A 21,390-nucleotide genomic window follows, 5' to 3' on the forward strand; every position below is an offset into this window, starting at 1 on the left:
TGTTCGGTCTTGAGGGGGTTGGGGATGTCACTTCGGGCGCTTCGGAGCAGCCTGGTCGCGTCAGCATCGGTCCTGGCGGGGACGGTTCTCCCCACCGCCGTGCAGGCTCAGCAATCGGTGACGCTCGGCGAGATCAGCGTCGTCTCGACGTCGCCGGTCGGGTCCGGCGGCGGCAATTCGAGCCAGGCGCAGATCTTCAACGGGCCCGGCCCGGTGCCGCCGGCGGGTTCGGTGGGACCGAGCATCGGAACGCGGCTGCGCGGCTCCGAGCAGCCCCTCTACAAGATCCCCAGCACCGTCGAGTCGGTCACCGCCAGCGATCTCACGATTGATCGCGCCAGCAACAACCTGACCACGACGCTGGCCCGGCGCACCCCCGGCATCAACGTCTCCGACGCGCAGGGCAACAACAACCGCGTCGACATCACCTATCGCGGCTTCACGGCCTCGCCGGTCCAGGGCGTGCCGCAGGGACTCGCCGTCTACCAGAACGGCGTGCGCATCAACGAAGCCTTCGGCGACATCGTCAATTTCGACCTGATCCCCCCGCAGGCGATCCAGCGGATCGACGTCGTCACCGGCAACCCGGTCTTCGGCCTCAACGCGCTGGGCGGCGCGGTCAACATCCAGATGAAGAACGGCTTCACCTGGCAGGGGACCGAGATCTCGGCCTGGGGCGGCTCGGACGCGCGCACCGCCGGCTACCTCGAATACGGCAAGGTCTCCGGCCCCTGGAGCGTCTACTTCACCGGCGACGGCCTGAACGACCGCGGCTGGCGCTACGAGAGCCCGAGCACGATCGGCCGGATCTACGGCGACATCGGCTACCGCTCCCAGGATTCGGAGTTCCACCTGATCGGGCTCGCCGCCCGCAGCTTCTACGGCGCCGCCGCCGCGACCCCGGTGGACTTCACCCACCGCGACCCGCGGGCGATCTTCACCTACCCGCAGACCACCACCACCGAGGTCGGCACCCTCCAGCTGACCGGCCGGGTGGACATCTCGCCGACCTGGGATCTCGCCGGCAACGCCTATTTCCGCCGCTTCAGCCAGACCTACGTCGACGGCAACGACGGCAACTTCGAGAATTGCAGTACACGGTCGAGCTTCCGCGGGAATCTCTGCTTCGAGGATGACGGCTTCAGCCCGGCTGCCGGCCAGTCGCAGAACGCCTTCCGCAACCAGTTCCTGATCCTGGGCCAGCAGAACCAGCGGATCCCGTTCCGGGCGGGCATCCCGTACGGCACGCTGGACACGACCCGGACGGAAGCCACCGGCTTCGGCGGCTCGCTGCAGGCGGCCAACCGCGACCGGATCTTCGGCCTGTCCAACACGTTCGTGGTCGGCGGCAGCATCGACGCGGCCAACTACTCGTTCAAGTCGTCCAGCACCCTGGGCGTGATCAACCCGAACCTGTCGATCACCACCGATCCGAGCAACCCGTTCTACGGCAACATCCCGGGCCTCGGCACGCCGCAGCTGCGGACCGCGGGCGCGCTGGGCATCGCGCCGAGCTCGGTCAACGGCTCCAACCTCTATATGGGCCTCTACACCCTCGACACGCTCGACGTGACCGACCGGCTGTCGCTGACCGCCGGTGCCCGGCTCAACTTCGCGCGCATCCAGAGCGAGGATCTGACCGGCTTCTCGCCGGACGTGACCGGCACGCACTACTTCAACAAGATCAACCCGGTCGCCGGCCTGACCTACCGGTTCTTCGACGCGCTGAACCTCTACGGCAGCTACTCGGAGTCGAACCGCGCCCCGACCCCGCTGGAACTGGCCTGTGCCAACCCGGACCGGCCGTGCCTGCTGCCGAACTCGCTGGTGGCCGACCCGCCGCTCAAGCAGGTCACCGGGCGGACCTACGAGGTCGGCTTCCGCGGCCAGCTGCCGAACACCTATGACGGCGGCATCATCACCTACAAGATCGGCGCCTTCCGCACCGACCTCGCCAACGACATCCTGTCGCTGGCCACCCCCGGCAACACCGCCCGCGCCTATTTCGTCAACGTGCCGTCGACGCAGCGGCAGGGCATCGAGGTCGGCGGCGAGTACACGGCGGATTACCTGCGGGTCTACGCCAACTACGCGCTGGTGGATGCGACCTTCCAGTTCAACGGCACCCTGTCGTCGCCCAACAACCCGCTGGCGGATGACGGCGCGATCCAGGTCCGCAAGGGCAACATCGTGCCGCTGGTGCCGACCCATCAGATCAAGGCCGGGTTCGACTATTTCGTCACGCCCGACTGGCAGTTCGGCCTCTACCTCCAGGCCTTCTCCTCGTCCTACTTCCGCGGCGACGAGTCGAACCTGAACCGGAAGCTGCCGCCCTACTACGTGCTGAACTTCCAGACGAAGTATCAGGTGACGAAGAACCTCGAGGTCTTCGGCCTGATCACCAACCTGACCAACAACCGCTACGCCACGTTCGGCACCTTTGCCGAGCCGGGCGCGGTGGCCGGCAACCTGCGGATCAGCGATCCGCGGACCACGACCCTGGCGCAGCCGTTCTCGGTCTACGCCGGCATCCGCTACGCCTTCGGTGCCGACCCCGTGCCGATGTCGCCGGAGCCGATCATCCGGAAGTACTGATCCGTCCCAGGTGTCCAGAAGCGGGCGCCTCCCGCGGCCGACCGGCCGCGCGGGGCGCCCGTCGCGTTTCGCGGCCCTGCATGCGGCCTCCTGTCTCGGGAACGGGCCCGTCTGCCCGGCGTCTCCCCGGTAGCCGCGCCGGCGCGTCACAATCCGCTCAGGAGCGGGATGTCAGCGCCGGCCGCAATCCGACACCGTGGAGTTTCATCCTGATGATCATGCGTTTCGCCGTTGCAGCCCTGGCCCTGGCGGCCGCCACGCCGGCCCTGGCGACCCCGTGCGCCGACGAGGTCTCTACGCTGCAGAGGCGGCTCGACAGCGCCGGCGCCGTCGCAGTGACGGGCAAGACGCCGCCCGGCGGCCCAACCTCGTCCAACTCGCCCAAGGCGCTCGACACGCCGCCGAAGCTCACCGAGTCGGATGCCGCGGTGAAGCCCACGGCTGCGGGTGTCGAGGAGGCCAAGAAGCTCGTCGCGCAGGCGAGCCAGCAGGACAAGGCCGGGGACGCTCAGGGCTGCCGCGACACGATCATGAAGGCCAAGGAGAAGGCGGGCGCCCTGCCGTAGCGACACCCATGGCCGGCACCGCTCGGGTGCCGGCCCCTCCGCTCAGTAGGCGTTCTCGGTTTTGAACAGCGCGAAGGGCGTGGTGAGCAGGATCTGCAGGTCGAGCAGAACCGACCAGTTCTCAATGTAGTAGAGGTCGTGCTCGACGCGCCGCTGCAGCTTCTCGGACGTATCGGTCTCGCCGCGCCAACCGTTGACCTGGGCCCAGCCGGTGATGCCGGGCTTGACCTTGTGGCGGGCGAAGTACCCGTCGACCACCTGATCGTACAGGGTGTTGGCGGCCTTCGCCTGAAGGGCATGCGGGCGTGGGCCGACGAGCGACAGGTCGCCCTTCAGCACGTTGAACAGCTGCGGCAACTCATCGAGCGAGGTCTTGCGGATGAAGCGGCCGACCGGCGTCACGCGCGGATCGCCCCGCGTGACCATCCTGGCGGCGCCGGCGTCGCACTGATCCACGTACATCGAACGGAACTTGTAGACCTCGATCAGCTCATTGTTGAAGCCGTGGCGCTTCTGCCGGAACAGGACCGGCCCGCGGGAGGTCAGGCGCACGGCGAGGGCGATCACCAGCATGAGCGGCGACAGCGCCAGAAGCATCATCAGACCGACGCACCGATCGAACACCGCCTTCACCACCACGTCCCAATCGGCGATCGGCCTGTCGAAGACGTCGAGCACCGGAACCGAGCCCAGATACGAGTAGCTGCGTGGGCGCAGGCGCAGCTTGGCGGCGTGGGCCGAGAGCCGGATGTCGATCGGCAGAACCCAGAGCTTGGCGAGCATCTGGAGGATCCGCGCCTCCGCGGTGATCGGGATCGTGAAGACGATCAGGTCGAGCCGGGCGTGCCGCGCATAGGCCACGAGGTCGTCGACATTGCCGAGCTTCGGATGCCCCGCCACCACGTCCGATGACCGATCGGCGTTCCGGTCGTCGAACACGCCGACGATGCGGATGCCGCTCTCGCTCTGTGTCTCCAGGGCGGCGATCAGGGCTTCCGCGGGCTGGCCGCCGCCCACGATGGCGGTGCGCCGGTCGAACCGTCCGGCCCGGGTCTGGGCGTCGATGATCCGGAAGAGGACGAAGCGCCCGACCAGCAGCATCGCGAGGCCGGCGCCGAAGAAGGTTCCCAGCCAGAGGCGCGAGTAATGGTCGGCCACCTTGGCCAGCACGAGGCCGGTGGCGACCATCAGAAAGGTCAGCGACCACGCCACGATCAGCCGGATCGCCGTCCTGAAGAAGCTCCGGAAGGCGGCGATCCGATAGCCGCCGGACGCCTGAATCAGCGTCACGGTGGTCACGGCGATCATCCCGATGGCGCCTGCATAGGTCAGACCGAACGGCACGCGGCCGCGCAGCATCAGCATGTGCAGGAGCGTGCCGAGGCCGAAGATCAAGGCGCATTCCAGCGCGCGCACCAGCCCGGCCACGACGACGGGCGAGATCGCCGTGGGCCCGGGAACCGCAGCCTCGGCGAGGGGGACGCTGCCACGAGCCGGCGCCGAAGAGGCCTCCATCGGCACGGCGGCGTCGAGAAGATCGCGAATATCGAACGCGCTCATCGATCGGCTCCCCCCGAGCCCTGCAGCCGCCACTTCGAACGGAGCTTGGCACGGGGCATTGATTGAAGACTTAAGGGCGAGGCTGTCGCGGCTTTTTCCACTGCGACGCACAAGCCCCGGCGCATCACGTCCCTGCGACCGAACTCAGGCGGTCCGGGCTCCGGCGATCTCACCGGGGGCAGGCTTGCGGCTTTGCGCGCGGGCCTCGAAGGCCGCGGCGTAGCCGGAGATCACCTCGCTGCCCATGCGCTCCAGCGAGAAGCGCTGCCGGATCGATGCGCTGAGGCTCTGCGTCCGGGCGGCGAGCACATCGGGTGGGGCGTCGAGGACGCGCCGGATGCCGTCTGCGAGCGCGCCCGCATCCCCGGACGAGACCAGATCGGATGCGGCCGGACCGAAGATCTCCGGTATGCCGCCGACTCGGGTGGCGACCAGGGGCTGCGCCGCCGCCGCGGCTTCCAGCACGACGTAGGGCAGCGATTCCGCCAGCGACGGGACGACCAGGATCCGTCCGCGGGCGAGGACGGAGCGAATCGCCTGGGGCGGCTCGAACGCCACCGCGTCGGCGAGACCGAGGCGTGCCACGGTCTCGCGGAGGCTCTGGGCATCCGGGCCCGAGCCGACCATCAGCAGGCGCAGCGCCCGGCCCTCGGCGCGGAGCCGGACCAGGGCTTCGAGCAGATAGGGCAGACCCTTGGCCTCCCGCAGCTCGCCGACATAGAGTAGGTCGAAGGGCTCCGCGACGCGGTCCAGGGGCGCGAACTCGGCCTCGGCGATACCGTTGTGCACGATCCGCGTCACACGCTCGGGACCGCCGACGAAGCGCCGGTGCCGGCCGGCGACGTACTCGCTCTCGAACAGGAACGCGTCGGTGCGGCGGGCCAGCATCGCCTCGGCCCCCATGTAGAGACGGTGGAGTCCAGTGCCCGGACGGTAATTGTAGCTGCCGCCATGCGGGGTGTACGCGCGGATCGCCGGGCCCGCCCCGGCAAGGCGTGCATAGACACCGCCTTTGGCGCCGTGACCGTGAAGCACCTCCGCGCCGACCGTGGCAGCCCGTTGCGCGACGTTCCGGAGGCAGGACCAGTCCGACGGATGCGGATTGCGGCGCATGGGGATGCGGAGGAGGCCGAGATCCAGGATCGGCAGCAGATCCGCCAGGGCTCCCGCGGCGCGCTCGCCGCCGGTGGTGGCGTCGCAGACGATCCCGACCTGATGGCCCGCGGCGGCCTGCAGACGGGCGAGATCCATCACGTGCCGGAACAGGCCGCCTACGGGTGCCCGGAACACGTGAAGGATCCGGTAACGCTCAGCACGGCCAGGGGCGTTCGACTTCGGGACCACGGTTCAGCTCCCGGGAATATAAGTTCCCAAGTTATGATCCACCGACGGTCGCGGGACACTTAAAGCAGGATCGGGGGGCTCGACCTTTCGGTCAGGACGGTAAGCGGAATTTTACGTGCGAGGCCGCAACCGATCCCGCCCTATGTCAGCGGTGCGCCGTTCAGACTGGCCCAGATCGTCCCGTAATGGCAGGCCGCCGCGGCCAGGACGAAGCCGTGCCAGATCGCGTTCTGGAAGGGCAGGGTCCGCCAGATGTGGAAGATCACACCGATGGAGTAGAGCGCCCCGCCGATGCCCAGCAGCCACAGAGCCGTGGGCTGGAGCGCTGCGATGACGGATTCGTACGCGAGCAGGCCGCTCCAGCCCAGCAGCAGGTAGAGGCCGATCGACAGCCGATCGAACCGGCCCGGCAGGAGGAGCTTCACCGCGATCCCGATCAGCGCCACCACCCAGATGATCGCCAGCAGCGCATAGGCTCGGATCCCCGAACCCACGAGGGCGACCAGCGGCGTGTAGGTGCCGGCGATCATCAGGTAGATCAGGGCGTGGTCGGCGCGGCGGAGCAGCCATTTGCGCGGGCTCACGGGGTACAGGTTGTAGAGGGCAGAGACGCCGAGCATCAGGACCAGTGCCGCGGCGTAGACGACGACTGCCGCCCGCTCGCCGAGGCCGAGATGTGTGGTGACCGCCGTGGCCACTAGGGCTACCGCGCCGGCGAAACCGAGGAGAACGCCGAGGCCGTGGATCACGCCATCCGCCACGATCTCCCGCGGCGTGTAGTGCCAGGTCAGGGAGAGGGGTCGGCCATCTTCCGCGAGAGACATCTTGAAGCCTCCTGCAACGCTTGCAGCATAAAGCTTGAGAAGTCTAAGTCGTTCCCCGTGCAGGTTGCTGATGCGGAGTTATCCCAAGGTTCCACTAAAAGCGGTAAAAGTCTCGTGCAGCGCAGCACGATGGCCGCACCGCACGATAGCCTAGATCCGGCCTCTCGCCAGCCCCTCGAACCCCAGGGGCGGCTCCGCGGCCGCCGGCATCACTACGCCGGATCCCCGGCTGACCCGGGCATGGACTGTCGCCATCGTCAGCACGGCCATGGCCAGCACCTGATGCGCGAGCGCCGCCCAGAGCGGAACGGCGAGGAGCAGCGTCGCGATCCCCAGCGCCATTTGGGCGAGAACGAGGATCACGACACCGTTGGCGCGGCCGGCCGCGTTCGCCGGCCCCGTGAGGCGGGCGTCGATGGCGTGAAGGATCGCCACGACCAGGACCAGATAGGCCGTCACCCGATGGTCGAACTGAACCAGGGCGTGGTTGTCGACGAAGTTCTCGATCCAGGGCCGGATCGCGAACAGGCTGTCCAGCGGCGGCACGAAAGCGCCGTCCATGGTGGGCCAGGTATTGAAGACGAGGCCGGCATGGGAGCCGGCGACGAGCCCTCCGAGGAAGATCTGCACCAGCACCAGGATCGGGAGCACCATCGCGGTCGCCTGCAGGCGTGCCGGGACCGGCGCCAGGACGCCGCGGCGCTCGCCCGCCGCCAGCCAGACGAGGCCGGCCAGGATCAGGCTGGCGGTGGTGAGGTGCAGGGCGAGCTTGAGCGGGGCCACCGCGGTCATGCCGGGCTGGAGGCCCGAAGCGACCATAATCCAGCCGATGGCGCCCTGAAGGCCGCCGAGCACGCCGAGGCCGAGCAGCCCGAATCCGAGACGCCGGCTTATCCGGCCCTGCCACCAGAACACGATCAGCGGCAGGAAGAACACGAGGCCGATGAGCCGGCCGAGGACGCGATGGCCCCATTCCCAGCCATACAGGACCTTGAAGGCGGACAACCCCATCCCCTGGTTGAGGATGTTGTATTGCGGCGTGTCCTTGTACTTGGCGAATTCGGCGGCCCAGTCGGCCTCGGTGAGGGGGGGGATCGCCCCGGTCACGGGGCGCCACTCGGTGATCGACAGGCCGGACCCGGTCAGACGCGTCGCGCCGCCGACCGCCACCATGGCGACGACCATGGCCGCGACCACGTAGAGCCAGGTTCGCACCGCCCCCGACCGCCGGTCGCCCGCGCCACTCATGTCCATGCCCGTCCCTTCCGCGGATGCCGGGATGCCCCGGCCGCCGCCTTCGGGTTAGGGGATGTCCGACCGCCCAGCAACGGCGCCGGCGCCGCAGCCCGCGTCAGCGGGCGCGTTGCCAACCGGACCACAGGACGGTAGCCGTCCCCGGTCGGCGCCGGGAGCGCCGGCCGCGAGGCCACGGACACAGCAATGCGCCGCCGCACCCGAACCCTGATCGGCACCCTCGTGATCCTCGCCTTCGTCTGCCTCTACGGCCCGCTGGCGATGGCCCTGGCCGACAGCCGCATCGCGGAGACGCCCGCGCCGGTGCAGGCGGTGATCTACTCGATTCTCGGGATCGCCTGGATCTTCCCGCTGATGCCGCTGATCCGGTGGATGGAGCGGCCCGATCGCTGACGCCGATCCCTCGATTTTGCCGCACTCGGGGATCACAAGCCTGCCCGTTCCCGCTCGAGATCCCGCTCCGTGCACCGCCCGTCCCTATGCCTTACGCCTCTGGCTGCCCTCGTCGTGATGCTGGCGCCCTTGCCGGTCCTGGCTCAGGGGACCCCGCGCTCTATCGGTGAATGCGAGCGCCTGAAGAACGACCTCGCCTACAATCAATGCCTCGCGATGTTCGGCCCCGCGGCCAAGAACGTCGCCGGCGGCTACGCCTCGGCCGACACCACTGTGGCCACGGCTGCCACCCCGGCGGCCGCCATGGCAGAGCCGATCCCGCAGGTGGAGGAGACGGCCGAGGCCAGCACCAGCCGCCGCCGGCGCTACCGGTCCGCGCGCGGCCGGCAATACGCCTCGTTCTCGACCGGCTACCGGCACCGGCGCCGGCGCTGACGCCGGCCTCCGGATCGTCCGCTCCGACGCCTGGCATCTCGACCGGGATCCTCTGGGATCTCGACTTTAAGGCAGGTCCGGAGATTCCAGAGCCTCGAGGACCCGCGCGCCCGGCATCGAGCCGTCGCCGGGCCAGACATTCCAGTCGGCGACCTGATCGAGGGCTTCGGCGAGCCGCCGCTTGTAGACGTGCCGCGGCACCTCCTCGGCGCCGAACTGGGTGAGATGGTCGGTGACGAACTGGGTATCGGCGAGCCGGTAGTGCCCGGCGCGGAGGCGGGCCATCAGGTGGACGAGGGCGACCTTCGAGGCGTCGCGCACCTCGTGGAACATGCTCTCCCCGAAGAAGGCCGCCCCCAACGAGACACCGTACAGGCCGCCGACGAGCCGCCCGTCCGCGCCCGCATAGACCTCGACCGTGTGGACATGGCCGAGATCGAACAGGGCGCCGTAGAGTTCGCGGATCCGTGCGTTGATCCAGGTGCGCTCGCTGTCCCGGCGCGGCGCGGCGCAACCGTCGATCACAGCTTCGAAGTCGGTGTCGCAGCGGACCACGAACTGGTCGGACCGCACCGTCCGGGCGAGGCGCCGGGGGACGCGGAACGCGTCGAGGGGCAACACGCCCCGCGCCTTGGGCTCGACCCAATAGAGCGTCGGGTCGTCGGCGTCCTCCGCCATCGGGAAGATTCCCGCCGCGTAGGCCTTCAGCAGGATCTCGGGGGTGATGTCCACGCGGGCGGAATCGTGCATGCCGTGAGTGTCGCGCGCGGCCGGCGCGAAGACCAGATCCCGCGCGTGGAGCGGTCGCCGCAGCCCCGCCCCGGTCCGGTCAGGCTTTCATGCCGCCGTCTTCCAAGAAATGCTCCAGCCAATGGATGTCGTAAAGGCCGTTCTGCACGTCCGGGTTGCGGACCAGCGTCCGGAACAGCGGCAGTGTCGTGTCGATGCCGTCGATCACGAACTCGTCCAGCGCCCGGCGCAGGCGCATCAGGCACTCGTTGCGGGTCCGGCCATGGACGATCAGCTTGCCGATCAGCGAATCGTAGTTCGGCGGGATCCGGTAGCCCTGGAACGCCGCCGAATCGACCCGGACCCCGAGGCCGCCCGGCGTGTGATAATGGGTGATCTCGCCCGGCGAAGGCCGGAAGGTCTCCGGGTGCTCGGCATTGATCCGACACTCGATGGCGTGGCCCTCGACCTTGATGTCCGCCTGGCTGACCGAGAGCGCCCCACCCGAGGCGACCTGGATCTGCTCGATGACGAGGTCGATTCCGGTGATCATCTCGGTCACCGGATGCTCGACCTGGATGCGGGTGTTCATCTCGATGAAGTAGAACCGGCCGTCCTCGTACAGGAACTCGACGGTCCCGGCGCCGAGATAGCCGAGTTCCTTCATGGCGTTGGCGCAGATGCCGCCGATCTCAGCGCGCATCGATTCGTTGAGCGCCGGCGAGCCGCCTTCCTCCCACACCTTCTGGTGACGGCGCTGGAGCGAGCAGTCGCGCTCGGCGAGGTGGACGGCGCCGCCGCGCCCGTCACCCAGCACCTGCACCTCGATGTGGCGGGGCTTCTCCAGATATTTCTCGAGATAGACCGCGTCGTCGCCGAAGGCGGCCTTGGCCTCGGACCGGGCCATGCCGATCGCCTGCTCAAGCTCGGCCTCGGTGCGCGCGACCTTCATGCCGCGGCCGCCGCCGCCGGCCGCCGCCTTGACGAGGACCGGATAGCCGATCTCCGCTGCGACGCGCTTGGCCTCATGGGGATCCTCGACCCCGCCCTCCGAGCCCGGCACGCAGGGGATTCCGAGTTTCAGCGCCGTGCGCTTCGCCTCGATCTTGTCGCCCATGGTGCGGATGTGCTGCGCCTTGGGGCCGATGAAACCGATCTGGTGATGGGCCAGCACCTCGGCGAAGCGGGCATTCTCCGAGAGGAAGCCGTAGCCGGGATGCACGGCATCCGCTCCGGTGATCTCGCAGGCCGCGATGATCGACGGGATGTTGAGGTAGCTGTCGCGGGCGGCGGGCGGCCCGATGCAGACGCTCTCGTCGGCCAGCCGCACATGCATGGCATCCGCGTCGGCGGTGGAGTGGACCGCCACGGTGGCGATCCCGAGTTCCTTCGCCGCCCGCAGAATGCGCAGGGCGATCTCGCCGCGGTTCGCGATCAGGATCTTGTCGAACATCGGACCCGTTAGGGCGTCCTGGCGATCCCGGACCGCGCAGGATGCTCTATCCTCTTGAGTTGCGGCATCGTCCGGGACGGAGCGGCGAGCGCCCGGCGGACGTCCTAAGTGATGACGAGCAGGGCCTCGCCGAACTCGACCGGCTGACCGTCCTCGACGAAGATCGCGCTGATCGTGCCGGCGCGGGGCGCCACGATCTCGTTGAAGGTCTTCATCGCCTCGATGAGCAGAAGCTTGTCGCCGACCTCGACCTTCGAGCCCACATCCACGAAGGCCTTGGCGTCGGGCGAGGGCCGGAGATAGGCGGTCCCGACCATCGGCGAGGGCACGGTGCCGGGCTGCGCGCGGGCCGGCTCGGCCGGGGCGAGGGGGGACGGCGCCGCGGCCGCCGCCGGGGGCGAGGCCACGGCCGCGAGGGGCGCGGGCGCCGCCACCTGAACATTCACGGGTTCGAGCCGCCGCGCGACACGGATGCGCAGGTCGCCCTTCTCGACCTCGATCTCGGACAGGCCGGTCTCGGTGACGAGGTTGGCGAGCTCGCGCACGAGTTCGGGATCGATGGCGTCGTTCTTTGGCATCCGGCCTACTTCGTCTCGCGGCACGTCGGTGCGTCCATCCGGGCTCGGCCCTGGACCTCCACCGCGGCCCTGCGGCTGGCGGCTCTTAGACGAAGGCGCCCCGGCGCGACAAGGCTGCGCGGAACGCCTTCGGGGTCCGTCGGGTCGATCCGTCAGCTCAGCAGGAGGCGTGGCCGCACTGGCGCACGTCGGCGATGGTCTTGCGGATCGGCTCGACGCCGACCGCGCCCGGGATCACCTCGTCGCCGATGATGAAGGCCGGCGTGCCCGAGAGGCCCAGACGGTCGCCGAGACCGCGGTTCTCGCTGAGCGCGGCCTTCACCTCGGGGGAGGCCATGTCCTTCTGGAGCTTGGTCGTGTCGGCGCCGAGGTCCTTGGCGACCTGGATCGCCCGGGCGCCGTTCACCCGGCCCTTGGTCTCCAGGAGCTTCTGGTGGAACTCCCACAGCTTGTCGCCCTTGAGCTGCTGGCGCACCGCGATGGCCACCTGGCTCGCCTCAAGCGATTCCGGGCCGAGCACCGGGAAGTCCTTGATCACCACCCGCAGCTTCGGATCGGACTTGATCAGCGTCTGCACGTCCGCCAGCGCCTTGCGGCAGTAGCCGCAATTGTAATCGAAGAACTCGACCAGCGTGACGTCGCCCGACGGGTTGCCGGCGACGACATCGTGGGGCCCGTTGAGCAGCGCCTCGCGCGACTCCTTCAAGGCGGCGGCCTGGGCGAGACGCTGCGTCTCGGCCTGCTGCTTCTCAGCCTCGGCAAGGGCCTCCTGAAGCACCTCGGGATGCTTGATCAGGTAGTCCTTGACGATCGCCTCGATGCCGGCGCGCTGCGCGTCCGTGAAGGGCGCGGCGGGGGGCGTCGCGGTCTGCGCGAGGGCGGGGACGGCGACGAGGCCGAGCGCCAGGACCAGCGCGGGCAGGGGGCGGATGAAAGGCATGGATCCTCGCTTGCGCGGCAGGCCGGCCCGCGCGTGGCGCGAGCGGTAGGGGCTGGGTTAGGCGTTTTCGCGGCGTCCGGTCAAATCCTGCCCGTGCCGATCGAATCGGTCGCGGCTGCCGGTCCGGCATCCGGTTGAGGCGCGGGCCGCGAGGGTCTACCCCCGGCGCGCCGGCAGCGCGGCGCAGACGACTTTGCAGCGAGGGATGCCATGACCCCGATCTCCCGGCGGGCCGCCGCAGTCCAGCCGTTCCTCGCGATGGATGTCATGGCCGCCGCCGCCGCCAAGGCGCGGGCTGGCGTCGACGTGGTGCGGATGGAGGTGGGTCAGCCCTCCGCCCCCGCGCCCGGCCCGGTGATCGCGGCCGCGCAGGCGGCGCTCGCCACCGGCCGCATCCCCTACACGGAGGCCCTCGGCCTGCCCGCCCTGCGGGCCCGCATCGCCCGGGACTATGCCGAGCGGCACGGCGTCGCGGTGAGCCCGGAGCGGGTGGTGATCACGACCGGATCCTCGGCCGGGTTCGTCCTCGCCTTCATGAGCCTGTTCGATTCCGGCGACCGGGTCGCCGTGCCGCAGCCCGGATACCCGGCCTATCGCAGCATCCTGACGGCCCTCGACCTCGTTCCGGCGCCGATGGTGCTGCGCGCCGAGGACCGTTTCGCCCCGACCGCCGCCCTGCTCCGAGAGACCCATGCCCGCGCGCCGGTCGCCGGGGCGCTGGTGATGAGCCCGGCCAATCCCTCCGGCACGGTGATCACGGAGGCCGCCCTGCAGGATCTCTGCGCGGCGACGCGCATCCTCGGCCTGCCGCTGATCTCCGACGAGATCTATCACGGCCTAAGCTACGGCCTGCCCACGGTCACGGCCCTGCGCTTCGACCCCGACGCGGTCGTCATCAACTCCTTCTCGAAATACCATTGCATGACCGGCTGGCGCGTCGGCTGGATGGTCGTGCCGGAGGCGCTGGTCCGCCCGATTGAGCGGCTGGCGCAGAACCTCTACATCTCGGCGCCCTACCTCTCGCAGGTCGGTGCGCTGGCGGCCTTCGACGCCACGGAGGACCTGGACGCCGTGCGCGACGGCTACGCGCGCAACCGCGCGATCCTGCTAGACGCGCTCCCGGCCCTCGGCCTCGGCCGCGTGCATCCCGCCGACGGCGCCTTCTACCTCTACGCCGACGTCTCGAACCTCACCGACGACGCCTCGGATTTCTGCCGGCGGATGCTGGACGAGGCCGATGTCGCGGCGACGCCGGGTCTCGATTTCGACCCGGATCTCGGCCACCACCACGTCCGGTTCTCGTTCGCGGGCTCGGAGGCCGAGTGCCGCGAAGCGGTGTCGCGGCTGAAGACCTGGCTGCGCTGAGGATCAGGCGAGTGCGGCCGGTACGAGGGCGCCCACCGCCTCGACAAGCTGCGAGAAGTGCTCGATCACCCGATCGGGCCCGAGTTCGGAAACCGGGCGATCGGTATAGCCGAAGGTGACCGCCACCACCGGGATGCCGGCGGCCTTGGCGGTGTCGATGTCGGTCCGGGAATCGCCGACCATCACGGCGCGCGCCGGATCGCCACCGGCGCGTGCGATCGTGCCGGTGAGGTGGCGCGGATCGGGCTTGGCTTGCGGGAAGGTGTCGCGGCCGCAGATCGCCGCGAAGCGGTGACCGATGCCCAGGAGGCGCAGCAGCTCCACCGATTGCCCCTCGAACTTGTTGGTGCAGACGGCCAGCGTGAATCCCGCCGCCTCGAGAGAATCGAGGGCCTCGACCACGCCGGGGAAAAGGTAGGTCGTGTCGGCAAGGTGGTCCCCGTAATGGTCGATGAAGGCATCGAACAGCCGGTCGTGGTCTTCCGGCGAGAGCGGCCGACCCTCGGCCTCGAAGCCGCGCCGGATCAGCGCCCGGGCGCCGGCCCCGATCAGCCCGCGCGCCTGGGAAAGGGGCAGCTCCGACAACCCCTCGCGCGCCATCAGGACGTTGAGCGTGCCGATCAGGTCGCCTGCGGTCTCCGCGAGGGTCCCATCCAGGTCGAACACGGCGATCGGGGGCGGGGTCGTCGGTTCGGTGGGCATGCCTGCGGGGCTCCGTGCTGGCCGGGATCTCGAAACGGCGTCGCTATCGGGGCCGGCGATGCGGGGCAAGCCGGCGGAGGGGACGCGGCAGATGCACCGATCGTCTCACCCAGCGCCCCAGACTCGCCTGAAAGCGCGGCGAAACGCAGCGCGTACCAGCCCCGGGATCCGCGATGAAACCGTCTCTGCCCCTTCTGGCCGCCTGCGCCGTGCTCCAAACCCTGCCGGCGGCCGCGACCTCCTTCGAGTTCGTGCCCGCGCCACAGACCGACCTGAACCGGATGTACCGGGTCGACAAGGTGACCGGAGAGGTCACCTCCTGCCAGTACGGGCTTCAGGAATCGGCGGGGGGAATCGGTCAGACGGTCTGCTTCGGGCCGGGCGAGGGCGCCGGGCCCCAGACCCCGTCGGAATACGGGCTGGTGGCGAGCCGCCACACCCGCGAAGCCGGGGTCTTCCGGGTGAATTACCGGACCGGCGAGATGAGCATCTGCTTCGTGCTGGTTAAGAAGGAGCAGGTCGTCTGCACCCAGCAGGGCAAGCCCGGGGTCGAGAGCGCGTCCGATGCGCCGCTGACCGGACCCGCGCCCGGTCGGGCCGGGGCCAGCGCCACGCCGACACAGGGTGGGCGGCCGTGATGCCGCCTTGCCGGCGCGGGCGTTCCGGTCGGCCCGGTCCCGTGCTACGGGCCGACCGAATCTCACGGAGAGAGCGGCTGCCCATGACGCGCGATTCCTCGCCCAACCTCGCCGATCGGGCGGTGTCCCGGTGAGCGGGCCGGATCTGCGCCGGGCTGCGGCCGCCCGCGCCCTGGACCTCATCGAGCCGGGCATGCGGCTCGGCCTCGGGACGGGATCCACGGCGGCGGCCTTCGTGGCACTCCTCGGGGAGCGGGTCGGCGCCGGACTCGACATCCTCGGGGTCCCGACATCCGAGGCGACCCGGGCCCAGGCGGAGAGCCTCGGCATCCGCCTCGCGACCCTCGACGAGCAGCCGGAACTCGACCTGACCATCGACGGCGCCGACGAGGTCGACGACCAGCTGCGCCTGATCAAGGGCGGCGGCGCGGCCCTGCTGCGGGAGAAGATCGTCGCCTGCGCGAGCCGCCGCATGGTGGTGATCGCCGACGCGGCCAAGCACGTGGCGCGGCTGGGCGCCTTCCCGCTTCCGATCGAGGTCAATCCCTTCGGCCTCAAGGCCACGCACCGGGCCGTCGAGGCGGCGGTCGCGGCGGCCGGCTGCTCCGGTGCGGTCCGGCTGCGCGGCCGGCCCGATGGCAAGCCCCTGGTCACCGACGGCGGCCATTACATCCTCGACGCGCATCTCGGTGCGATTCCCGATCCCGAGGCTCTCGGCGCCGCGCTGTGGGCCGTGCCGGGCGTGGTCGAGCATGGCCTGTTCCTCGGCATCGCCGACGCCGCGATCCTGGCGGCGGCGCGGGACGGGCAGGCCGAGGTCACCGTTCTCGGCAGCCTCGCCTGAGGCGCCGTCCTCAATCGCAGGTCATCCTCGCAAGAAAGTCCAGCATGTCCCGACGCCTCATCGCCGCGCCCGGCCTCGCGCTCGGCCTCGCGCTCCTGGCGCTTCCGCATCCAGCTGCAGCCCAGCCTCAAAAACCCGCGCCGACCAAGCCGACGGCGCAGCCGAATGCCCCGGCGGGCGGCACCCCGGCCGCCAATACGCCGGCGGCCTCCACCTTTTCGCCGAGCCATCTGGCACTCGCCCGCGAGGTGATGCTCAGCTCCGGCATCGCCCGTTCGTTCGACTCGGTGCTGCCCGCCTTCGCCGATCAGATCCGCAAGCAGACAGTCACCCGGCCCGAGCTTTCCAAGGATCTCGAGGAAGTCCTGGCCTCGCTGCAGCCGGAGATGGAACTGCAGAAGCAGCGCATGATCGACATCGCGGCGCGGACCTACGCGTCGAAATTCTCCGAAGCCGAGCTGAAGGAGATCGCGACCTTCTTCCGCTCGCCCGCCGGGAAGCACTATGTCGAGGCGCAGCCGCAGCTTCTCGACGAGATGGTGCAGGAGATGCAGGACTGGACGCAGGACGTCTCGGAATACGTCATGGTCCGCGTCCGCGCCGAGATGGGCAAGCGCGGGCATCAGATGCAGTGAGGGTGGCCGCCCCCGCGGGTCGATCGCCGTGAGAGGTCGACCATGAGCGCGGCCGGCCGCCTCTACGCGGCGGGCGGCGTGCTCCTCGCCGTCATGCCGCTCGCCATGGTGCTCGCCAACCGGTCGAGCCCGCTCATCTGCGGGCTGGCGGCGCTCGCCTTCCTGGCCGGGCGCTGGGCGGAGGACGCGGCCGCCCTGCGCCGCCATCTGCTGGGACCGCTCCGGACGCCGCTCGCCGGCGCAGCGCTCGCCTTCCTGGCCTGGGCCCTGATCTCACTCGCCTGGAGCCCGTTCCCGGCCGCGTCGCTCCGGGTTCTCGGGGAGTTCCTGCCGACGCTGCTGGCCGCCTACCTGCTCGCCTGTCTGGCGCCCGGCCGCATACCGGCCTTCGCGCCGCGCCTCGGCGCGATCGCGGTCGGGCTCGCAGGCCTCCTGATCGCGATCGACCTCGCCTCCGATCTTGCCCTGGAGCGTGCGCTCGGGCGCCGGATCGCCGCCTTCGTTCACAACCGGCCGGCCTTGACCCTCGATCTCGTGGCCGGTCCGCTGGCCTTGGTGCTCTGGAAAGGCAGCGCCCGGGGCCTGGCGGCGGCGGTGCTGGGCTTCGCGGCGCTCGGCGTCCTCCGCTCGATCAGCGGCGCCGCCCAGCTCGGCCTGCTGGCCGGCGCCGCGATGGCCGCCCTGGCCCGGATGCTGCCCCTGCGGGTAGGTCTCGGCCTCGCCGGCCTCGGTCTCGGCCTCGCCGTGGCGCTCGCCCCGGTCGAGGGCGACCTTCTCGCCCGCGCCATGCCGGAGGCGGCGCACGAGCGGCTCGTCCAGTCCTCCTCCCGGGCACGGGTCGCGATCGCGCGCAGCTTCGGCGCCGCCGTGGCGGCCGATCCCTGGCGCGGCGCGGGCTTCGGCACCAGCGCGCGCTTCGCCGAGACGCCCGTCGCGGAGACGGTGCCCCCCGAGATGCGGGTCCTGCTCGGGGTCGGGCATCCGCACAACAGCTTCCTGCAGATCTGGGCCGAGCTGGGCCTGCCCGGCGCCCTCTTCGCCGCCCTGACGCTGATGCTGATGCTTGCCCGGATCGCGCGGCTGACGCAGCCGGACCGCGCCACGGCCCTCGGTCTCGTGGCCTGCGCGGCCGCGATCGCCTTCGTCGAGCACAACGGCTGGGCGGCATGGTGGACGGCGGGGCTCGGCGCTGCCATCACCTGGATGCGTGCGGCGTCTCCAGCCGACGCGAACGAGAGATCCGAGCGGGACGGTCCGGCATGAGCGCGTTCGACGTCGACCTCTTCGTCATCGGCGGCGGGTCCGGTGGTGTCCGCGCGGCGCGGATCGCGGCCGGATACGGCGCGCGGGTGATGCTGGCCGAGGAGTACCGCGTCGGCGGCACCTGCGTGATCCGCGGCTGCGTCCCGAAGAAGCTGATGGTCTATGCCGGCCGCTTCGCCGACGAGTTCGCGGATGCCGCGGGCTTCGGCTGGACGGTGGGACAGCCCCGCTTCGACTGGGGCACCCTCAAGAGCCGGCGCGACGCGGAGGTGACCCGGCTCGAAGGCATCTACGACGCCAACCTGATCCGCGCCGGCGTCGAGATCGTGCCCGAGCGGGCGGTGATCGAGGATCCCCACACGGTCCGCCTGCTGAAGTCCGGCCGCACGGTCCGGGCGGAACGCATCCTCGTGGCGGTGGGCGCGCATCCGGTGAAGGAGCCGGCGGTGCCCGGGATCGATCTGGCGATCACCTCGAACGAGGTGTTCGAGCTGGAGAGCCTGCCGGAGCGCATCCTGGTGATCGGCGGCGGCTACATCGCGGTGGAATTCGCCGGCATCTTCGCGGCGCTCGGCAGCCGCACGACGCTGCTGCACCGGGGCGAAAGGCTGCTGCGCGGCTTCGACGACGAGATCCGCGACGCGCTCGCCGAGGCCTACGGCCAACGGATGGACCTGCGGCTCGGGCGCACGCTGCGGCGCATCGCACGGCAGGACGGCGGCCTCTGCGCGGAGCTCGACGACGGCAGCGAGATCCGGGTCGATCAGGTGCTCATCGCCACCGGCCGGCGACCCAACGTGGACGGGCTCGGCCTCGATCGCGTCGGGATCGAGACCGACGGGGCCGGAGCGATCCCGGTGGACGCCTATTCGCAGACCAAGGTCCCGTCGATCTATGCGGTGGGCGACGTGACCAACCGCGCCAACTTGACGCCGGTGGCGATCCGCGAGGGCCACGCCTTCGCCGACACGGTCTATGGCGGCAGGCCCTCCTGCGTCGATCACCGCCTGATCCCCACCGCGGTGTTCTCGACCCCCGAGATCGGCGTCGTCGGCCACAACGAGGCGGCCGCCCGGGAGATCTACGGCAAGATCGACGTCTACAAGGCGCGCTTCCGCCCGATGAAGGCGACCCTGTCCGGACGCGAGGAACGCATCCTCATGAAGGTGCTGGTCGATTGCGCCAGCGACCGGGTGGTGGGCGTCCACATCTTCGGCCACGATGCCGGGGAGGTGATCCAGGCGGTCGGTATCGCCGTGACCATGGGTGCGACGAAGGCCGATTTCGACCGGACCATCGCGGTCCATCCGACAGCCGCCGAGGAGCTCGTGACCATGCGGGTTCCGGAGGTCACCAAGCATCCGGTCGGCGTCGGCTGAAACCTCCGTGCGGGCGGGGCCTCGACGCGGTGCGCGACCGAGCCATATCTGTGGCATGGGCAAGCCGAGCACAGGCAAGGGACGACGCGAGGACGACGCGCATGCGCGGCGGCAGGCGATCATCGATGGCCTGCTGGCGGACGCCCTGCGGCCGGCCTTCCATCGGCCGCCGAGCCACGATGCCCTGCCGCCCGATATCCGTCAGGCCATCGACCGCCTGCTCGCCAAGGCTGAGGCGCAGCGCAGCCGCAACCTGACCTACGACGATCTGGAGGAGGCGCTGCCACCGCGGGACGTGTCGGCGGAAGACCTGGAGGCAATCTTCTGGATCCTGGCCGAGCACGGGATCGAGGTGGAAGACGGCGAGGCCTGACGCCGAGGCGCGCCTGCCCCCGGTTTCGCGGCACTCGCAAGTGTGAAGGAACCTCTCTATAAGCCGCGCTTCGCGCGACGGCGCGATCGCACGAAGAGGTGCGCGGAGAGAGACCATGGGCGAGCGTTGGACACCGAAAAGCTGGAGACATCTGCCGATCGAGCAGGTGCCCGCCTATCCGGACGCTGCCGCCCTGGGTGCCGTGGAGTCGCAGATCGCGAGCTTTCCGCCGCTGGTCTTTGCAGGTGAGGCCCGCAAGCTGAAGGCGGCGCTGGGGCGCGTCGCCGCGGGCCAAGCCTTTCTGCTGCAGGGCGGCGACTGCGCCGAGAGCTTCGACGAGCATTCCGCCGACAACATCCGGGATTTCTTCCGGGTGTTCCTGCAGATGGCGATGGTGCTGACCTTCGCGGGCGGATCGCCCGTGGTGAAGGTCGGGCGCATCGCCGGCCAGTTCGCCAAGCCGCGCTCGTCGCCCACCGAGACCCTCGAGGGCGTGAGCCTGCCGAGCTACCGGGGCGACATTATCAACGGCATCGGCTTCACCGAGGAGTTGCGGGTTCCGGATCCCCGCCGCCAGCTCGAGGCCTACCGTCAGTCGGCCGCGACCCTGAACCTGCTGCGCGCCTTCGCCACCGGCGGCTACGCCAACCTGGAGAACGCGCACCGCTGGATGCTGGGCTTCGTGAAGGATTCGCCGCAATCCTCGCGCTACCAGGATGTGGCCGGCCGCATGACCGACGCCCTCGACTTCATGCGGGCGATCGGCATCAATCCGGAGACGCATCCGGAGGTGCGGACCACCGATTTCTACACCAGCCACGAGGCACTGCTGCTCGGCTACGAGGAGGCGCTGACCCGCGTCGATTCGACCACGGGCGACTGGTACGCGACCTCCGGCCACATGCTGTGGATCGGCGACCGGACCCGGCAGCCCGACCACGCCCACGTGGAATACGCCCGCGGCATCAAGAACCCGATCGGCCTCAAGTGCGGCCCGTCCATGAAGGCCGAAGGCCTGATCCGGCTGATCGACCTGCTCAACCCGGAGAATGAGCCGGGGCGCCTCAGCCTGATCTGCCGCTTCGGCGCCGACAAGGTCGGCGACCACCTGCCGGCGCTGATCCGGGCGGTCGAGCGGGAAGGGCGCTCGGTGGTGTGGATCTGCGATCCGATGCACGGGAACACGATCCCGGCGGGCCGCTACAAGACCCGGCCCTTCGAGCGGGTGATGCAGGAGATCGAAGGCTTCTTCGGCGTTCACCGGGCCGAGGGCACCTTCGCGGGCGGCATCCATCTGGAGATGACCGGCAAGGACGTCACCGAATGCACGGGCGGCGCCCGGGCGCTGACGGCCGACGACCTTCAGGACCGCTACCACACCTACTGCGACCCGCGCCTCAACGCGGAGCAGGCCCTCGAGGTGGCGTTCCGGACCGCCGAGCTGGTCAAGGCCGAGCGCAGCCACGTGGAGCGCCCGCGCCTCGACGCCGCCGAATAGGGCGGTTCCTCCGTCCGCAGAC

The 21,390-nt window shown here is 70.0% G+C and carries 21 protein-coding genes; 12 read left to right on the forward strand and 9 right to left on the reverse strand.

The genetic code is table 11. The features are described 5' to 3' along the window. Positions 1–24 precede the first annotated feature (24 nt). Positions 25–2,595, forward strand: coding sequence for a TonB-dependent receptor (locus tag PQI07_RS18715; RefSeq protein WP_274927167.1), 2,571 nt, complete (start codon positions 25–27; stop codon positions 2,593–2,595). A gap of 212 nt (positions 2,596–2,807) precedes the next feature. Beyond that, positions 2,808–3,161 carry a hypothetical protein gene (locus PQI07_RS18720; protein WP_078947280.1) on the forward strand — a complete coding sequence of 118 codons (354 nt, stop codon included), beginning with the start codon at positions 2,808–2,810 and terminating at the stop codon, positions 3,159–3,161. A 42-nt stretch (positions 3,162–3,203) separates the two neighbouring features. Here the strand turns inward: PQI07_RS18720 and PQI07_RS18725 are convergent, their stop codons facing one another. From PQI07_RS18725 to PQI07_RS18740, 4 genes are all read right to left on the reverse strand, one after another. Next, on the reverse strand, positions 3,204–4,721 hold the full coding sequence (locus tag PQI07_RS18725) for an undecaprenyl-phosphate glucose phosphotransferase (RefSeq protein WP_274927168.1): 1,518 nt from the start codon (positions 4,719–4,721) through the stop codon (positions 3,204–3,206). Positions 4,722–4,865: 144 nt separating this feature from the next. Then, on the reverse strand, positions 4,866–6,065 hold the full coding sequence (locus PQI07_RS18730) for a glycosyltransferase family 4 protein (protein ID WP_274927169.1): 1,200 nt from the start codon (positions 6,063–6,065) through the stop codon (positions 4,866–4,868). 140 nt (positions 6,066–6,205) lie between these two features. Then, positions 6,206–6,889, reverse strand: a complete 684-nt coding sequence (gene trhA, locus PQI07_RS18735; RefSeq protein WP_043345925.1) for a PAQR family membrane homeostasis protein TrhA — start codon at positions 6,887–6,889, stop codon at positions 6,206–6,208. A gap of 150 nt (positions 6,890–7,039) precedes the next feature. After that, positions 7,040–8,143: a COX15/CtaA family protein gene (locus PQI07_RS18740; protein ID WP_075380352.1), complete on the reverse strand. Its 1,104-nt coding sequence runs from the start codon at positions 8,141–8,143 to the stop codon at positions 7,040–7,042. A 186-nt stretch (positions 8,144–8,329) separates the two neighbouring features. Between PQI07_RS18740 and PQI07_RS18745 the strand changes: the two genes are divergently transcribed. Next, positions 8,330–8,536: a DUF2842 domain-containing protein gene (locus PQI07_RS18745; protein ID WP_043345928.1), complete on the forward strand. Its 207-nt coding sequence runs from the start codon at positions 8,330–8,332 to the stop codon at positions 8,534–8,536. Positions 8,537–8,605: 69 nt separating this feature from the next. Continuing rightward, positions 8,606–8,971 (forward strand): hypothetical protein, encoded by a 366-nt coding sequence (locus tag PQI07_RS18750; RefSeq protein ID WP_274927170.1) that lies wholly within the window; start codon positions 8,606–8,608, stop codon positions 8,969–8,971. A 66-nt stretch (positions 8,972–9,037) separates the two neighbouring features. On the opposite strand, the gene aat is transcribed toward PQI07_RS18750, so the two are convergent. From aat to PQI07_RS18770, 4 genes are all read right to left on the reverse strand, one after another. After that, positions 9,038–9,721 (reverse strand): leucyl/phenylalanyl-tRNA--protein transferase, encoded by a 684-nt coding sequence (gene aat, locus PQI07_RS18755; RefSeq protein ID WP_043757844.1) that lies wholly within the window; start codon positions 9,719–9,721, stop codon positions 9,038–9,040. Positions 9,722–9,800: 79 nt separating this feature from the next. Then, the gene (gene accC / locus PQI07_RS18760; RefSeq protein WP_043380714.1) at positions 9,801–11,153 is read right to left on the reverse strand and encodes an acetyl-CoA carboxylase biotin carboxylase subunit; all 1,353 of its coding nucleotides are present in this window, start codon (positions 11,151–11,153) and stop codon (positions 9,801–9,803) included. A gap of 104 nt (positions 11,154–11,257) precedes the next feature. Beyond that, the gene (accB, locus tag PQI07_RS18765; RefSeq protein ID WP_053610675.1) at positions 11,258–11,731 is read right to left on the reverse strand and encodes an acetyl-CoA carboxylase biotin carboxyl carrier protein; all 474 of its coding nucleotides are present in this window, start codon (positions 11,729–11,731) and stop codon (positions 11,258–11,260) included. A 157-nt stretch (positions 11,732–11,888) separates the two neighbouring features. Beyond that, complete coding sequence (locus PQI07_RS18770; RefSeq protein ID WP_043345940.1) at positions 11,889–12,671, reverse strand: DsbA family protein; 783 nt, start codon at positions 12,669–12,671, stop codon at positions 11,889–11,891. Positions 12,672–12,881: 210 nt separating this feature from the next. On the opposite strand from PQI07_RS18770, the gene PQI07_RS18775 reads away from it, so the two are divergent. Next, the gene (locus tag PQI07_RS18775; RefSeq protein ID WP_043345942.1) at positions 12,882–14,036 is read left to right on the forward strand and encodes a pyridoxal phosphate-dependent aminotransferase; all 1,155 of its coding nucleotides are present in this window, start codon (positions 12,882–12,884) and stop codon (positions 14,034–14,036) included. A gap of 3 nt (positions 14,037–14,039) precedes the next feature. Here the strand turns inward: PQI07_RS18775 and PQI07_RS18780 are convergent, their stop codons facing one another. After that, positions 14,040–14,738 carry a phosphoglycolate phosphatase gene (locus tag PQI07_RS18780; RefSeq protein ID WP_043345943.1) on the reverse strand — a complete coding sequence of 233 codons (699 nt, stop codon included), beginning with the start codon at positions 14,736–14,738 and terminating at the stop codon, positions 14,040–14,042. A 173-nt stretch (positions 14,739–14,911) separates the two neighbouring features. Between PQI07_RS18780 and PQI07_RS18785 the strand changes: the two genes are divergently transcribed. From PQI07_RS18785 to PQI07_RS18815, 7 genes are all read left to right on the forward strand, one after another. Beyond that, a complete protein-coding gene (locus PQI07_RS18785; protein WP_043380709.1) occupies positions 14,912–15,376 on the forward strand; it encodes a hypothetical protein in 465 nt (154 codons plus the stop codon). A 130-nt stretch (positions 15,377–15,506) separates the two neighbouring features. Beyond that, positions 15,507–16,220, forward strand: a complete 714-nt coding sequence (gene rpiA / locus PQI07_RS18790) for a ribose-5-phosphate isomerase RpiA (RefSeq protein WP_043757834.1) — start codon at positions 15,507–15,509, stop codon at positions 16,218–16,220. A 44-nt stretch (positions 16,221–16,264) separates the two neighbouring features. Continuing rightward, positions 16,265–16,855, forward strand: a complete 591-nt coding sequence (locus PQI07_RS18795; protein WP_043380704.1) for a DUF2059 domain-containing protein — start codon at positions 16,265–16,267, stop codon at positions 16,853–16,855. Positions 16,856–16,897: 42 nt separating this feature from the next. Further along, a complete protein-coding gene (locus PQI07_RS18800; RefSeq protein WP_274927171.1) occupies positions 16,898–18,118 on the forward strand; it encodes an O-antigen ligase family protein in 1,221 nt (406 codons plus the stop codon). Beyond that, positions 18,115–19,497 carry a glutathione-disulfide reductase gene (gene gor, locus PQI07_RS18805; RefSeq protein WP_274927172.1) on the forward strand — a complete coding sequence of 461 codons (1,383 nt, stop codon included), beginning with the start codon at positions 18,115–18,117 and terminating at the stop codon, positions 19,495–19,497. The genes PQI07_RS18800 and gor overlap by 4 nt, the downstream gene beginning before the upstream one ends. 55 nt (positions 19,498–19,552) lie before the next feature. Beyond that, positions 19,553–19,870: an RNA polymerase sigma factor region1.1 domain-containing protein gene (locus PQI07_RS18810; protein ID WP_043380700.1), complete on the forward strand. Its 318-nt coding sequence runs from the start codon at positions 19,553–19,555 to the stop codon at positions 19,868–19,870. Between the two features lie 115 nt (positions 19,871–19,985). Next, a complete protein-coding gene (locus PQI07_RS18815) occupies positions 19,986–21,368 on the forward strand; it encodes a class II 3-deoxy-7-phosphoheptulonate synthase (RefSeq protein ID WP_043380697.1) in 1,383 nt (460 codons plus the stop codon). The last annotated feature ends 22 nt before the right edge of the window (positions 21,369–21,390 follow it).

Origin of the sequence: Methylobacterium sp. 092160098-2, assembly GCF_028920805.1 — a bacterium.
GTDB lineage: Bacteria > Pseudomonadota > Alphaproteobacteria > Rhizobiales > Beijerinckiaceae > Methylobacterium > Methylobacterium fujisawaense.

Coding starts and splice junctions, on each gene's coding strand:
- PQI07_RS18795 (WP_043380704.1), top strand. CDS start 16,265: ATGTCCCGACGCCTCATCGCCGCGCCCGGCCTCGCGCTCGGCCTCGCG.
- aat (WP_043757844.1), bottom strand. CDS start 9,721: ATGCACGATTCCGCCCGCGTGGACATCACCCCCGAGATCCTGCTGAAG.
- accC (WP_043380714.1), bottom strand. CDS start 11,153: ATGTTCGACAAGATCCTGATCGCGAACCGCGGCGAGATCGCCCTGCGC.
- PQI07_RS18775 (WP_043345942.1), top strand. CDS start 12,882: ATGACCCCGATCTCCCGGCGGGCCGCCGCAGTCCAGCCGTTCCTCGCG.
- PQI07_RS18725 (WP_274927168.1), bottom strand. CDS start 4,721: ATGAGCGCGTTCGATATTCGCGATCTTCTCGACGCCGCCGTGCCGATG.
- PQI07_RS18745 (WP_043345928.1), top strand. CDS start 8,330: ATGCGCCGCCGCACCCGAACCCTGATCGGCACCCTCGTGATCCTCGCC.
- PQI07_RS18715 (WP_274927167.1), top strand. CDS start 25: ATGTCACTTCGGGCGCTTCGGAGCAGCCTGGTCGCGTCAGCATCGGTC.
- accB (WP_053610675.1), bottom strand. CDS start 11,731: ATGCCAAAGAACGACGCCATCGATCCCGAACTCGTGCGCGAGCTCGCC.
- PQI07_RS18740 (WP_075380352.1), bottom strand. CDS start 8,143: ATGGACATGAGTGGCGCGGGCGACCGGCGGTCGGGGGCGGTGCGAACC.
- PQI07_RS18815 (WP_043380697.1), top strand. CDS start 19,986: ATGGGCGAGCGTTGGACACCGAAAAGCTGGAGACATCTGCCGATCGAG.
- PQI07_RS18780 (WP_043345943.1), bottom strand. CDS start 14,738: ATGCCCACCGAACCGACGACCCCGCCCCCGATCGCCGTGTTCGACCTG.
- PQI07_RS18800 (WP_274927171.1), top strand. CDS start 16,898: ATGAGCGCGGCCGGCCGCCTCTACGCGGCGGGCGGCGTGCTCCTCGCC.
- gor (WP_274927172.1), top strand. CDS start 18,115: ATGAGCGCGTTCGACGTCGACCTCTTCGTCATCGGCGGCGGGTCCGGT.
- trhA (WP_043345925.1), bottom strand. CDS start 6,889: ATGTCTCTCGCGGAAGATGGCCGACCCCTCTCCCTGACCTGGCACTAC.
- PQI07_RS18785 (WP_043380709.1), top strand. CDS start 14,912: ATGAAACCGTCTCTGCCCCTTCTGGCCGCCTGCGCCGTGCTCCAAACC.
- PQI07_RS18770 (WP_043345940.1), bottom strand. CDS start 12,671: ATGCCTTTCATCCGCCCCCTGCCCGCGCTGGTCCTGGCGCTCGGCCTC.
- PQI07_RS18810 (WP_043380700.1), top strand. CDS start 19,553: ATGGGCAAGCCGAGCACAGGCAAGGGACGACGCGAGGACGACGCGCAT.
- PQI07_RS18720 (WP_078947280.1), top strand. CDS start 2,808: ATGATCATGCGTTTCGCCGTTGCAGCCCTGGCCCTGGCGGCCGCCACG.